Annotated in this window: 12 protein-coding genes; 7 read left to right on the top strand and 5 right to left on the bottom strand. The window is 74.1% G+C overall.

Features of this window, described 5'->3' with window-relative positions; genetic code table 11:
• Positions 1-83: 83 nt before the first annotated feature.
• Both ACFO0B_RS04595 and ACFO0B_RS04590 read left to right on the top strand, forming a co-directional pair.
• The gene (locus tag ACFO0B_RS04595) at positions 84-1,295 is read left to right on the top strand and encodes an AAA family ATPase (RefSeq protein ID WP_378611014.1); all 1,212 of its coding nucleotides are present in this window, start codon (positions 84-86) and stop codon (positions 1,293-1,295) included.
• 31 nt (positions 1,296-1,326) lie between these two features.
• On the top strand, positions 1,327-1,650 hold the full coding sequence (locus ACFO0B_RS04590) for a hypothetical protein (protein ID WP_378611013.1): 324 nt from the start codon (positions 1,327-1,329) through the stop codon (positions 1,648-1,650).
• Here ACFO0B_RS04590 and ACFO0B_RS04585 read toward each other — a convergent pair.
• Positions 1,647-2,294: an amino acid-binding protein gene (locus ACFO0B_RS04585; protein WP_378611012.1), complete on the bottom strand. Its 648-nt coding sequence runs from the start codon at positions 2,292-2,294 to the stop codon at positions 1,647-1,649. The genes ACFO0B_RS04590 and ACFO0B_RS04585 overlap by 4 nt on opposite strands.
• A gap of 263 nt (positions 2,295-2,557) precedes the next feature.
• On the opposite strand from ACFO0B_RS04585, the gene gatC reads away from it, so the two are divergent.
• On the top strand, positions 2,558-2,857 hold the full coding sequence (gene gatC, locus ACFO0B_RS04580) for an Asp-tRNA(Asn)/Glu-tRNA(Gln) amidotransferase subunit GatC (RefSeq protein WP_378611011.1): 300 nt from the start codon (positions 2,558-2,560) through the stop codon (positions 2,855-2,857).
• Complete coding sequence (gatA, locus tag ACFO0B_RS04575; protein ID WP_378611010.1) at positions 2,854-4,326, top strand: Asp-tRNA(Asn)/Glu-tRNA(Gln) amidotransferase subunit GatA; 1,473 nt, start codon at positions 2,854-2,856, stop codon at positions 4,324-4,326. Before gatC ends, gatA begins: the two co-directional genes overlap by 4 nt.
• 80 nt (positions 4,327-4,406) lie before the next feature.
• Here gatA and ACFO0B_RS04570 read toward each other — a convergent pair whose 3' ends face one another.
• From ACFO0B_RS04570 to ACFO0B_RS04560, 3 genes are read right to left on the bottom strand one after another with little or no spacing between them, the layout of a single operon-like run.
• A complete protein-coding gene (locus ACFO0B_RS04570) occupies positions 4,407-4,853 on the bottom strand; it encodes an SRPBCC family protein (protein WP_378611009.1) in 447 nt (148 codons plus the stop codon).
• A gap of 21 nt (positions 4,854-4,874) precedes the next feature.
• Positions 4,875-6,218, bottom strand: a complete 1,344-nt coding sequence (locus ACFO0B_RS04565; RefSeq protein ID WP_378611008.1) for an alpha/beta-hydrolase family protein — start codon at positions 6,216-6,218, stop codon at positions 4,875-4,877.
• Positions 6,215-6,901: a hypothetical protein gene (locus ACFO0B_RS04560; protein WP_378611007.1), complete on the bottom strand. Its 687-nt coding sequence runs from the start codon at positions 6,899-6,901 to the stop codon at positions 6,215-6,217. Before ACFO0B_RS04560 ends, ACFO0B_RS04565 begins: the two co-directional genes overlap by 4 nt.
• A gap of 204 nt (positions 6,902-7,105) precedes the next feature.
• Between ACFO0B_RS04560 and ACFO0B_RS04555 the strand changes: the two genes are divergently transcribed.
• Together ACFO0B_RS04555 and ACFO0B_RS04550 are read left to right on the top strand one after the other, a co-directional pair.
• Positions 7,106-8,287, top strand: a complete 1,182-nt coding sequence (locus ACFO0B_RS04555) for a sensor histidine kinase (protein ID WP_378611006.1) — start codon at positions 7,106-7,108, stop codon at positions 8,285-8,287.
• Between the two features lie 53 nt (positions 8,288-8,340).
• A complete protein-coding gene (locus tag ACFO0B_RS04550) occupies positions 8,341-9,003 on the top strand; it encodes a response regulator (RefSeq protein ID WP_233019847.1) in 663 nt (220 codons plus the stop codon).
• Between the two features lie 4 nt (positions 9,004-9,007).
• Here the strand turns inward: ACFO0B_RS04550 and ACFO0B_RS04545 are convergent, their stop codons facing one another.
• Positions 9,008-9,850, bottom strand: coding sequence for a hypothetical protein (locus ACFO0B_RS04545; RefSeq protein ID WP_378611005.1), 843 nt, complete (start codon positions 9,848-9,850; stop codon positions 9,008-9,010).
• 265 nt (positions 9,851-10,115) lie between these two features.
• Between ACFO0B_RS04545 and ACFO0B_RS04540 the strand changes: the two genes are divergently transcribed.
• Positions 10,116-12,335: a serine/threonine-protein kinase gene (locus ACFO0B_RS04540; RefSeq protein WP_378611004.1), complete on the top strand. Its 2,220-nt coding sequence runs from the start codon at positions 10,116-10,118 to the stop codon at positions 12,333-12,335.

The following is a 12,335-nucleotide window of genomic DNA, read 5'->3' as shown; positions in this document are numbered from 1 at the left end:
ACGGGAGCGGCACCGGCCGTGGCACCGGGGATGCTACCCCGCCCGGCCGCTGCCCGCCGGGCACAGGCTGCGACGATAGCCCGATGCTGCGCAGTTTCCTGGTGACGAACCACAGGTCGCTGGCCGATCCGCAGGAGCTGCGGCCGGCCCGCGGCAGCGGCCCGGTCGCGGTGCCGGTCACCGGGATCGCGGGCGCGCCTGCCGCCGGGAAGTCGAACCTGATCGACGCGCTGGACCGCATGCGGGACGCGGTGCTGCACTCGGTCACCGGCTGGGACCCCTACGCGGGCCCGCCGCGCACCCCGCACCCGGCCTTCCCGGAGCGCCCCACCGAGTTCGTCGCGGGCTTCGTCGCCGAGGGCGTGCCGTACAGCTACGGCTTCCGGCTCAGCGACGCCGAGGTCGCGGCCGAGTGGCTGCACACCCACCCGCGGGGCCGCAGGCGCATCGTCTTCGAGCGCGAGGGCGAGCAGGTGCGGATCGGCCCGACGTTCGAGGCCGCGCGCTTCGGCCTCGGCGCGCTGGTCCCGCTGGTCCGGCCGAACGCGCTGCTGCTCGCGCTGGCCGGGCAGCTGAACGCCGAGGCGCTGGTGCCCGCCTACCGCTGGTTCGCCGCGCTGCTCGAGGTGCAGCGCGGCCCGCTCGACCCGGCCGCGGTCGCGCTGCGGCTCGGCGGCTACCTCTCCCGGGAGCCGCGCGGGGCGGTGCGGCTGCTGGAGCTGGCGGGCGAGGCCGGGCTCGGCATCACCGATCTGCTGCTGCCTGAGCCCGACCCGCGCTACGCCGAGTACCTCGCCGAACTCGACCGCGATCTCGCGGGCGGCGCCGAACAGCTCGAGCTCTGCGCCACCCGCCCCGGCCACGCCGACCTGCTGCTGCAGCAGCACGGGCTCACCGAGACCGGGCTGGCCAGGGAGCTCACCGCGCTGCGCGGCGCCCGCGACGCGCTCTTCGCCCGGATGGCGGCGCGCTCCGGCCCCGGCGTCCGGCTGCTGCACGCCGGCATCGACGCGCCCTTCGCGCTCGCCGACGAACCGGCGTCGGCGCTGGCGTTGCTGCGGCTGCTTCCCGCCGTGCTCGATGCGATCGACACCGGCCGGGTGCTCGCCGTCGACGACCTCGACGCCGCGCTCCCCGCGGCCACCGCGCGGCGCCTGATCGGGCTCTTCCGCGCCCCCGAGATCAATTCCCGTGGCGCCCAGTTGATCTTCACCAGCCGCGAGCCGCTCGACACCGGGCGCGGCTGGACCATCCGTCGCACCGAGCGCGGCACCAGCGAGCTCGCCGCCGGCTGAGCGCCCGGAATGCCCGGGTACGGTGGGTGGCGTGCTGGAGTTCGCGATGCTGCTGATCATGGCGGCCACCCTGGTCGCGCTGGTGGTGCTCTACCGGCGGGGCAGGCGCGGCATGCCGATCGCCGAGCCCGAGCAGGGCTCGCTCCACATCACGGGGGTGAGCCCGCGGCCGGAGGCCTTCGGCGAGCAGTTCGTGACCGTGACCGGCACTCTCACCGGCCCCGGCGTCGCGAGCACGCAGGTCTACCGGCGGCTGGTGTGGGACGGCGCCTACTGGCCCGCGATCGGCGACACGCTCCCGGTGATCTACCCGGCGGGCAAACCGGACCGCTGGCAGATCGTCGGGCCGGGTTAGAGCACCCCGGCGACGATCCCGGCCAGGTAGCCGAGCCGGGCCACCTCGGAGGGGCGGAAGTCCGGGCCGCCGGGGCGGCCGAGCAGCAGCGCACGGCCGTGGTGGCCGAGCGGCGCGGCGGCCAGCTTGGTGTCCATGTCGCGCCAGATCTCCGGCACCCATTCGGATTCCGGGTCGAGCACGGTCGGCTTGTCCAGCGGGAGCCACGGCGCTGAGCCCGCCTGGGTCTGCGGCGCGCTCTGGCTGCCGACCACCCGGTAGGCACCCTGCAGCCCGGTGTCGATGATGGTGCTCCAGCCGACCCGCAGCACCCGGGGGACGCCGTCGACGAGCACCTGCAGCCGGTCGTCGCGCGCGCTGGCCACCTGGTCGATGAGCTCCAGCTCGCGGTGCGTGTCGAGCAGGCCGGAGTAGGGGCGGATCGAGTCGACGATGACGTCGCCGATCGATTCGGCGGCGGTGATCAGGGTGTCCGGGAGAGCGTTGGGCGGAACGTCGACCACGAGGTCGTCCACGGCGAACCCGGCACCGCGCTCGACCACGTCCAGCGAGATGATGTCGGCCCCGACCGATCCCAGTGCCAGCGCGAGTGCACCGAGGCTTCCCGGGCGATCCGGAAGTTGCACGCGGAGCAGGTAAGACACGCGCGTTCCTTTCGTGGTAGCCGAGGCTCTGTACGGATACCCGGGTCACGCAATACTTACACCCGGGAGGCGCGGTTATCGACCCGAACTCGGCGCAGTGATGTACGCCACAGTCGATTTCGCCGGGGGGCGCTGGTAGGCCGGGGCGCGGGAACTCGCGGAACCGCGCGGACTAGGCTGGACGGGTCTTCTCGCCCCCGGCGCCACGTGCCGGGGACGACCTGCTCGAACCCACCATCCCCGACGCCGAAAGGGGTCCCGCGGTGCCCGCCATCTCCCGCGACGAGGTCGCACACCTCGCCCGGTTGTCCCGGCTCGCGCTGTCCGACGACGAACTGGATCAGTTCGCCGGACAGCTGGACTCGATCCTGAGCCACGTGCGGACCATCTCCGAGGTGGCCGCCGCGGACGTCCCGGCCACCGCGACGCCGAACCCGGTCGCCAACGTCACCCGGTTGGACGAGGTGCGGCCGTGCCTCACCCCGGAGCAGGCGCTCTCCGGCGCGCCCGCCGTCGAGGAGCAGCGCTTCCTGGTGCCGCAGATCCTGGGGGAGGGCGAATGAGCGACGCCACGCAGCTCTCCGCCGCCGAGCTGGCCGCGAGGATCCACGCCCGCGAGCTCTCCTCGGAGGAGGTCACCCGCGCGCACCTGGATCGGATCGCCGAGGTGGACGGTGAGTACCACGCCTTCCTGCACGTCGCGCCGGAGGCGGCGCTGGCCGCCGCCCGGGTGGTGGACGCGGGCCTGGCCGCGGGCGAGGAGCCGGCTTCGCCGCTGGCCGGAGTCCCGTTGGCGCTCAAGGACGTCTTCACCACCACGGACATGCCGACCACCTGCGCCTCGAAGATCCTCGAGGGCTGGATCTCGCCGTACGACGCCACGGTGACGGCCAAGCTGCGCGCCGCGGGCATCCCGATCCTCGGCAAGACCAACATGGACGAGTTCGCCATGGGCTCCTCCACCGAGAACTCGGCCTACGGACCGACCCGGAATCCCTGGGACACCAGCCGGATTCCCGGCGGCTCCGGCGGCGGCTCGGCGGCGGCGCTCGCCTCGCACCAGGCGCCGCTGGCGATCGGCACCGACACCGGCGGCTCGATCCGGCAGCCCGCCGCGGTCACCGCCACCGTCGGCACCAAGCCGACCTACGGCACCGTCTCCCGGTACGGCCTCGTCGCCTGCGCCTCCTCCCTGGACCAGGGCGGCCCGTGCGGCCGCACCGTGCTCGACACCGCGCTGCTGCACGAGGTCATCGCCGGGCACGACCCGCGCGACTCCACCTCCCGCGACGTGCCGATCCCGGCCGTGGTCGCCGCCGCCCGCGAGGGCGCGCGCGCCGATCTCACCGGGGTGAAGGTGGGCGTGGTGCGGGAGCTGCACTCGGACAGCTACCAGTCCGGCGTGCTCGCCTCCTTCGACGCCGCGGTCGCGGTGCTGAAGGATCTGGGCGCCGAGGTGGTCGAGGTGTCCTGCCCGCACTTCGAGTACGGGCTGTCTTCGTACTACCTGGTCATGCCGTCCGAGGTCTCCTCGAACCTGGCCCGCTTCGACGCCATGCGCTACGGCCTGCGGGCAGGCGACGACGGCAAGCACAGCGCCGACCAGGTGATGGCGCTGACCAGGGCGGCCGGGTTCGGCCCCGAGGTCAAGCGGCGCATCATGCTCGGCACCTACGCGCTCTCCGCCGGGTACTACGACGCCTACTACGGCCAGGCGCTCAAGGTGCGCACGCTGATCGCGCAGGACTTCGACCGTGCCTACGAGCAGGTCGACGTGTTGATCTCGCCGACCAGCCCGTTCACCCCGTGGAAGCTCGGCGAGAAGGTCGACGACCCGCTCGCCATGTACCTCTCCGATCTCTGCACCCTGCCCACCAACCTGGCCGGGCACCCGGCCATGTCGGTGCCGTCCGGGCTGAGCGCGGAGGACGGCATGCCGGTCGGGCTGCAGATCATGGCGCCCGCCTTCGCCGACGACCGGCTGTACCGGGTCGGCGCGGCGTACGAGGTCGCGCGCGGGCCGATCGCCTGACGGCGGGTCCGCCCGCGCCAGGCGGTGCCCCGTCGACCGCGGGTCGGGCGCGCGATGTCGCTGCCGCGATCGCCGCGATGTCAGCCCGCGCGGAGGGCCTCCGCGCGGGTCTTGACGCCGTCGGTCATGCCGCTGAAACCGCGGCGCAGGTCGGCGCCGAGCAGGGTGGCGACGACGGGGTGCAGCCAGCCGTCGAGTTGGAAATGCGAGGCGTAGCGGGTGCGCCCGGCGTCCAGCGCGGTCACCGTGTGCGAGCGCAGGCTGTGCAGGGTGCCGAGCGGGACCGGTTTCATGCGGTAGGCGAGCATGCTGCCCGGGGTGTGCTCGACGATCCACTCGCGCTGCCTGCGCGGCTTCGCGCCGCGGAGCCGGACGTGCATGTCGATGGGGTCGCCCGGCTCCAGGGTGCTGCGGCACTCCGGGACGAAGGGGTTCCACTCGCCGTAGCGCGGCAGGTCGGTGACGACATCCCAGACCAGTGCGGCGGGGGCGTCGATCTCGACGACGTGATCGAGGACGAAGGCCATGCGGCGAAACTAGAACAAGTTTCACTTCGGGGCAAGGTGCGCGGTGCAGTCGCCGAGTGCGGTGCCCTGGTCGGTGCCGTAGCGGTGGCCGTGGCCCGCGGGGGCGTCGAGGGCGCCGAGCAGGTCGGCTCCGGTCTGCAGGAAGGACAGGACCGGCTGCCACTCGGGGACCGGGGCGTCCGGGCGGGTGGCGGTGAGATCGGGGCGGTGCCAGAGCAATCGGGGTGACCAGTGCACGACCGGGTCGGAGCGGTTGGCGAGGACGGTGGCGCCCGAGCGGTGCACCGCGCCCGCCGGTGGGCCGGCCCAGAGCACCGCGCAGGTGCGGCGCTGCTGGTCGGCATCGTCGGCGAAGACGGCGCTGCCGCCCCAGGCGCCGAGGCTCTGGCCGTAGACGTAGAGCCGCGGCGGGTCGGGGAGCGCGGTCAGCTCGCGCTCCAGCGCGGTGAAGAGGGCGCGCGCGGATTCCGCCGCCCGCTCCCGGCCGGTGACGAAGGTGACCCAGCTCGGTGCGGCGGAGTACTGCAGGGCGACGACCGCGACATCGCCGGCGAAGCGGGTCTCCATGCCCTGCGCGGCCCTGGCGTCCAGCCAGCCGGAGCCGGTGGGGACGGCGAGCACCAGGTGGCGGCGGGCCAGGCCGCCGGTGCGCCGCAGTTCGCGGAGTGCGAGGGTGACGCGGTCGTCCAGGGTGGGGGCGGAGTCGAGGCCGATGTAGACGCGGACCGCGTCGGCGCTGCCGTCGGCGACGAAGCGGCGGCCCTGGGTGCCGAGCGAGTCCCACGGGACGGTGGAGTGCGCGGAGCCCGAGCGGGTGTAGGGCAGGGGTGCATTCGGGGTCGCCGCGGCCCGGGCGCCGTGCGGTAGCGGAACCAGGACGACGGTGGCGACGCCGAGCGCGAGTGCGCCGACGGCGGCGCGGCGCGGGGCCAGGCGCACGCCGCGCACGAGCAGCGCCGGTGCGGCGAGCAGCGCGGTGCTGAACAGCGCCCACAGGGCCCAGTGCACCGGGGTGATCGGGGGCGCGTCCATGGCGGCGCGCAGCGTGTTCTGCCACAGCCCCGCCGCCGTGCAGCCGACGAGCACGGCGCACCCCGTGAGCGCGAGGACCGCGCCGCGATCGGCCACCTCGGACGGGTCGTCGGGCGTGCTGTCGCGGTACCGGACCGCCCGTGCGCCGAGCGCGAGCGCGACCAACAGGGCGGTGAGGAACGCCTGGGTGAGCGGGCTGCGGGGCAGCAGGCCGGGGGCCAGCGAGACCACGACGGCGAAGCCCGTCGCGAGCGTTGCCGACACGCGCGGCAGCGCATCGGCGCGGTCGGGGAGCGCGACGGCCGCGACCCGCGGTGCGTACTCGACGATCACGGCCGCACCTCCGCACCGTGCTTCGTCCCGCGGCGGGAGAAGCGCAGCGCCACCGCGCCGGAGGCGAGCACCCCGGCTCCGGCGAGCATGCCGGCATTGTTCCCCTCCGGGTCCGGCACCGTGACCTCCTCGACCACCGGGACCCCGAAGTCCTGCCGGTGCGAGTTGGCCCTGACGAAGGCACTCGCCACGTCGGCCATGAAGTGGCAGCGGGTGCGGGAGAACTCGTCCGGGCGGACGTCGCAGGCCCGGTGCATGTGGGCGGTGAGCGCGGCGTCCAGGTCGCGGCGCGCCCACGGGCCGAGCGGGGCGCCGCGCCGGTCGGCGAAGCGCAGCAGGTCGTAGCCGAGATCGTGGCCCTTGCACGGCAGTTCGAACTCGGCGGGGAGCGTGACGGGGGAGGAGCAGCCGCCGTCCGGGCGCACGACGAGGCCGTCGAGCAGGGCGGGAAAGTAGCCGAAGTGCTCCGGGAACCCCTGCGGCACGGCGATGTCGAGCTCGTCGGCGCTCAGCGCGAGCACCGCGGCGGCCGCCTCGGTGTCCTCGGCGGGCGCGGGTGCGCTGGCCGCCGATTCGCCCGCGGTGAGGGTCAGCGCCGGCGCGACCACGAGGGCGAGCACCGCCCCGGTCGCGGTGACCGCCGCGAGCCGTCGATGCGGGGTGCTGCGCTTCCATCTGCTCATGCCGGTCGACGCTAGGGACGTCGATCCGGCCGTAACCTCCCGCTCGGGTCGCTTCCCGCCCCGGTTCCGGTGGGGGAGCGGGTCGGGGGGCCCGTACCCGGGTAGGGGGGCTGCGTCATCCGCCGGAGTGAGGACAGTCCCCACCGGAGTTCCTACTGTCGAGATCATGAGGGAAATCAGGGTAACCGCGCGGCGGAGCACGGCGTGAAACGGCGGATTCGGGGTATCCCCGCCGAGTTGTGGGTCGACGCCTGCACCGCGATCGTCGTCGTCACCTTCTACTCCGTGGCCTGGCCGACGCTGCACGTCACGCACGTGGTCACGCCGCCGGTGCAGCCGTTCCTCGCCGCGCTCGCCGCCTTCCCGATCCTGCTGGTCCGGGTGAACCCGGCATTGGGCTGGGCGGTCTCGGCGGGCTCCGCGCTGCTCATCGCGGCGGCGGTGCCGCACCAGCCGGGCAGTGACCTGCCGTTCCAGGTGGTGCAGCTGATCTGCCTGATCGTGCTGCTCTTCGCGGTCGGGCTGCGCGCGCCGCTGCCGCTGGTCGGGGTGGCGTGGCTGGCGACGTCGCTGCTGGTCGGCGCGACCATGCCCGGTCCGGGGGCGGAGCTGGGCTGGCCGCTCGGGTTCGGCGCGCTCGTCCTCTTCGCGCTGCTCATCCGCTGGCTGGTGCTCTCCCGGCGGCAGCTCTCCGCCTTCGAGGAGGAGAACGAGCTGGAGCGGGCCAGGCGGGCCGTTCTGGAGGAGAAGGCCAGGATCGCCCGCGACCTGCACGACGTGGTCGCGCACCACATGTCGCTGGTGGTGGTGCAGGCGCAGACCGCGCCGTACCGGGTCGACGGGGTGAGCGAGGGTGCGCGCGCCGAGTTCGAGTCCATCGGCGCCACCGCGCGCGAGGCGCTGAACGAGATCCGCGGCATGCTCGGCGTGCTGCGCAGCGACGGCCAGCTGCCCGAGCACGCGCCGCAGCCGAGCGCCGCCGACCTGCCCGCCCTGCTCGACGCCACCCGGCGGGCCGGTGTGCCGCTCACCTGGACGGTGCGGGGCGAGCTGAGCGGGGTGCCGGAGACGGTCGGGCTCGCGCTCTACCGGATCGTGCAGGAGTCGCTGTCGAACGCGTCCAGGCACGCGGCCGGGGCCGATGTGCAGGTGGACGTGGTGTGCGGCACCGAACTCGCGGTGTGGATCGGCAACGGGCCGGGGACGCCCGGCCCCACCGGGAACGGCGGGCACGGAGTCGCCGGGATGCACGCCCGCGCGGTCGCCGTCGGCGGCGAACTGGTGGCGGGGGCACGCCCCGGTGGCGGGTACGACGTGCGGGCCCGGCTTCCGCTCGCCGCGGGGGTGACGGTGGCACCGCAGCCGGCGACGCTCGGAAAGCGGTGAACCGGGACCCCCGGAAACGGGGGCGCGCACCCCGGGGCAATTAGGGTGGGCACGTGGCAATAACGGTGCTGATCGCCGACGACCAAGCGATGGTGCGGCAGGGGTTCGGCGCTCTGCTCGCGGCCCAGCCGGACATCAGCGTGGTCGGTGACGCGGCGGACGGGAGGGCCGCGGTGGCCGAGGCCGCCCGGCTGCGCCCGGACGTGGTCCTGATGGACGTCCGGATGCCGGAGATGAACGGCCTCGACGCCGCCCGCGCGATCCTGGCCGCCGGGTTCGACCCGCCGGTCCGGGTGCTCATGCTGACCACCTTCGACATCGACGACTACGTCTACGAGGCGCTCGGCATCGGCGCCAGCGGCTTCCTGCTCAAGGACGCGCCCGCCGAGGAGCTGGTGCGTGCGGTCCGGGTGGTCGCCGAAGGGCAGGCGCTGCTCGCCCCGACCGTCACCCGCAGGCTGATCGCCGACGTCACCCGCCGCCGGGCAGGCCGGGTCAAGCCGGCGCCGCACCTGAAGCAGCTCACTCCGCGCGAGCGCGAGGTGCTGGAGCTGGTCGCGCGCGGCATGTCCAACACCGAGATCGCGGAGACGCTCTTCGTGGCCGAGCAGACGGTGAAAACCCATGTGTCGAAGATCTTCTCGAAGCTGAACCTGCGCGATCGGGCGCAGGCCGTCGTGCTCGCCTACGAATCCGGGCTGGTCACCCCGGGGTGAGCGCTCAGTGCGAGCAGCCGCCGCTCGGCAGCGTCCCGATGTGCCTGGCCAGTAGCTGGGCCAGGGTGTCGAGCAGCGCGGTGCCGTCCTCGTAGCTGCCGGAGTCGGCGCGCGCCGCCATGGCGACCGCGACCTGTCCGGTGACGGTGCCGACCGTGCCGAACTGGCGCACGGTGTACTCGCCGGTGTCGTCGTCCGGGCCCCAGCCGCCCTTGAACTGGGCGGTCGAGAAGCGGCCGAGCCCCCACGACTGGTCGGGGGTGACCGACCCCATCAGCGCGGTCACCATCTCGCTGCCGGAGAGGCAGGGCAGCTGGGCGGCGAATATGGCCTGATCGGTCAGGCTCCACTCGGTGCTGCCGTACGAGGAGCCGTCCAGTTCGGGGTGCGTGACGGCGTTGCCGGTGGCGGAGTGCCCGGCCTCGTCGAGCACCTCCTGCACCGCGGCGCCCGCCTCGGCATCGTCGCCGAGCTGCTGCCACAGCTCCCACGCGGCGTCGTTGTCGGACACCGTGATCGCGGCCTCGGCCGCCTCGTACGCGGCGTCCTCGTCCCTGCGCAGCGCGGCCAGCGCCAGCGGGACCTTGATGGTGGACCAGGCGACACCCGAGGTCCAGTCACCGAGCACCGTCATCCGGCCGCCGCCGACCGGGAGCACCGCGAGCCCGACCTCGCCGGGGAGATCCGCTTCGAGCCGGTTGAAGTCCGCGACCAGCGCGTTCGGGCGGTAGGTGACCCGCGCCCGCCAGTCGGCCGCGCCGGTCTGCGTGGCCACGGTGACGGGCGAGGAATCCGTTCTGCCGGAGAGCAGCGCGCACGAGGAACTCACCAGGACGACCGTCACCATCAGGGTCCGGATCGACCACCCGGCGCTGCGCCGTAGTCGCCCTCGGCCACCGGCCCGCCACTTCGACCACACCACGCGCGTCCTCCCCACCACCAACTGCCACCCGCGTAGTGCGTTCGATCTCCGGCGGTGCACGACAAGCCATTCGACAACTCGCGGGGCACGCCCCGCGGAATCAGTTTCACCGATTTTCGCTCGAAACCGAAACTCCGTGGTGGTGGGGGCTGCGGGTAGGCTCTCAGCCTGGGTGTCACCGGAAGGGGGCGTGTTGCTGGAGCGCGGTGAGGTGTTCGCGGGATTCAGCGTGGAGCGGCTGCTCGGCGCGGGCGGCATGGGCTCGGTGTACCTGGCGCGGCAGCCGAGGATGGACCGGCTGATCGCGCTCAAGCTGCTGAACCGGGAGCTGTTCACGCACACCGAGGTCAGGGCGCGTTTCGAGCGCGAGGCCGATCTGGTGGCGCAGCTGGACCACCCCTCGATCGTCGCGGTGTACGACCGCGGCACCGAGGACGGGCAGCTCTGGATCTCCATGCAGTACGTGGACGGGGTGGACGCGGGCACCGTCGACGTCACCGAGTTGCCGCCGGAGCGCGCGGTGCAGATCATCGAGGGCGTCGCGGCGGCGCTCGACTACGCGCACAGCATGGGCATCCTGCACCGGGACGTGAAGCCGGGGAACATCATGCTCGCCCGCTCCCAGGGCGGGCAGGGGGAGCGGGTGTTCCTCACCGACTTCGGCATCGCCCGGCTGCGCGAGGACTCCACGCACCTCACCCAGGACGGGATGTTCACCGCCACCCTGGCCTACGCCTCGCCGGAGCAGATGACCGGCAATCCGCTCGATCACCGCACCGACCAGTACTCGCTCGCCTGCGCGCTGTACTGGCTGCTGCTCGGGATCGGGCCGTTCGACTCGCCGAACCCGGCGGACATCATCCACGGGCACCTCAACCTGGTTCCCGCGCCGATCGCGCCGCGGCGGCCGGGGATCACGCCCGCCATGGATCTGGTGATCGCCAAGGCGATGGCGAAGCATCCGGCGCACCGGTACGGGAGTTGCGGGGAGTTCGCCGCTGCGGCGCGGGCGGCGTTGAACGCGCCGGGGAGTGGCGGTTTCGCGGCGGTGGCGCCTGCCGCCGCGGCAGGGTTCGGGGGAGTTCCCGCGGGTGCGCCGGGGGCGCAGGCCGGGCCGGTGCCCGCGGGGCCTCCGCCGAGTGCGCTCGGGCAGGGGGGAGCGATCCCGCCGGGGGCGCCCGGCCCGGCTCAGGGCGGGCCGGTACCGCCCAACGGCCCAGCCGTCGGACCGATACCGGCGGCCCCTGCGCCGAACGCACCCGGTGCGGGTGCGGTGCCCCCCGGAGCCCCTGCGCCGAACGTGCCCGGCGCGCCGCAAGGCGGCTCTCCGCAGGGTGCACCCCCGCAAGGTGGTCCCCAGCAGGCCGGACCCGCACAAAGCGTCCCTCCGCAGGCCGGCGCTGCGCAAGGTGTCCCTCCGCAGGCCGGCGCTGCGCAAGGTGTCTCCTCGCAAGGCGGCCCCGCCCAGAGCGGACCTCCGCAAGCCGGCCCCTCGCGAGGCGGACCTTCGCAGAGCGGGCCCCCGCAGGCCGGACCTCCGCAGAGCGGCCCTCCCCAGGCCGGCGCGCCGCAAGGCGGGTCTCTCCGAGGTGGACCTACCCGAGACGGGCCCCCGCGGAACGGGAACGGCGGTGCACTTCCGCCGGGACCCAGCCAGGGGATCCCCCCTGGCCCACGACCCCCACGGCGGCGGGGTGGCGGGCGCCGGATCATCGGCACCCTGCTCCTCGGCTGGCTCGTGGTCGTCGTCGTGGCCCTGCTGGTGCTCGTCGGCATCCTGTTCGTGGTCCTGCGCACCGACGGCGACGAGGGCTCGTCGACCACCCAGGGCCGTGCGATCGCCCCGACCCCGGCCCAGACGACGCAGCCGACGCAGACGGCCACGGCGGAGGCCGACCCGCTGGCGGTGAGCCGCCGCGCCTTCCCGCGGCTGGTCCCGGCGGGCAGGGACGAGGACGGCACCGGGTACCTCGGCGCCCGCTGCGTCCTGATCACCCCGGACGAGGACCGGATCCGCTTCGAGGAGCTCGCGCTGAGCGTCGGCACCTGGACCCGCGCCTGGCGCTGCGACCGCGACGGCACCGACCCCGGCTCGCTGAGCTACGTGGTGCTGCAGTTCCCGGCCCCCGCCGCGGCCCGCGCGGTGATCGACTCGCTGCCCGCGCACGCCAGGTCCGTCGAGCGCAAGGACGGCGCCCCGGTGACGCTGCACCGCTGGCTCCGCCCCGACCCGGCGGGCCCGTTCACCCAGCCGAAGAGCACCGCCAGGCTGATCGTGAGCTTCGGCGACGACCCGCAGCGCGCGGGCTTCCTGATCTCCGTCGCCAACCACGGCGAGGCGAGCGGCACCGGCCCCGGACCCTCCGCGCAGGCCGTGGTCGACGACTGGTGGGAGGGGGCCCCGCTGTAG

Origin of the sequence: Nocardia jiangsuensis (assembly GCF_042650385.1) — a bacterium.
In the GTDB taxonomy this organism is placed as follows: Bacteria; Actinomycetota; Actinomycetes; order Mycobacteriales; family Mycobacteriaceae; genus Nocardia; species Nocardia jiangsuensis.
The sequence above is the reverse complement of the archived record's forward strand: the minus strand, read 5'-3'. Positions and strand labels throughout refer to the sequence as shown.

Bases quoted from the DNA above. Each gene is read 5' to 3' on its own strand.
- ACFO0B_RS04570 (WP_378611009.1), bottom strand. From the start codon at position 4,853: ATGGCCTTCGTCCTCGATCACGTCGTCGAGATCGACGCCCCCGCCGCA.
- ACFO0B_RS04545 (WP_378611005.1), bottom strand. From the start codon at position 9,850: ATGGTGACGGTCGTCCTGGTGAGTTCCTCGTGCGCGCTGCTCTCCGGC.
- gatA (WP_378611010.1), top strand. From the start codon at position 2,854: ATGAGCGACGCCACGCAGCTCTCCGCCGCCGAGCTGGCCGCGAGGATC.
- ACFO0B_RS04560 (WP_378611007.1), bottom strand. From the start codon at position 6,901: ATGAGCAGATGGAAGCGCAGCACCCCGCATCGACGGCTCGCGGCGGTC.
- ACFO0B_RS04595 (WP_378611014.1), top strand. From the start codon at position 84: ATGCTGCGCAGTTTCCTGGTGACGAACCACAGGTCGCTGGCCGATCCG.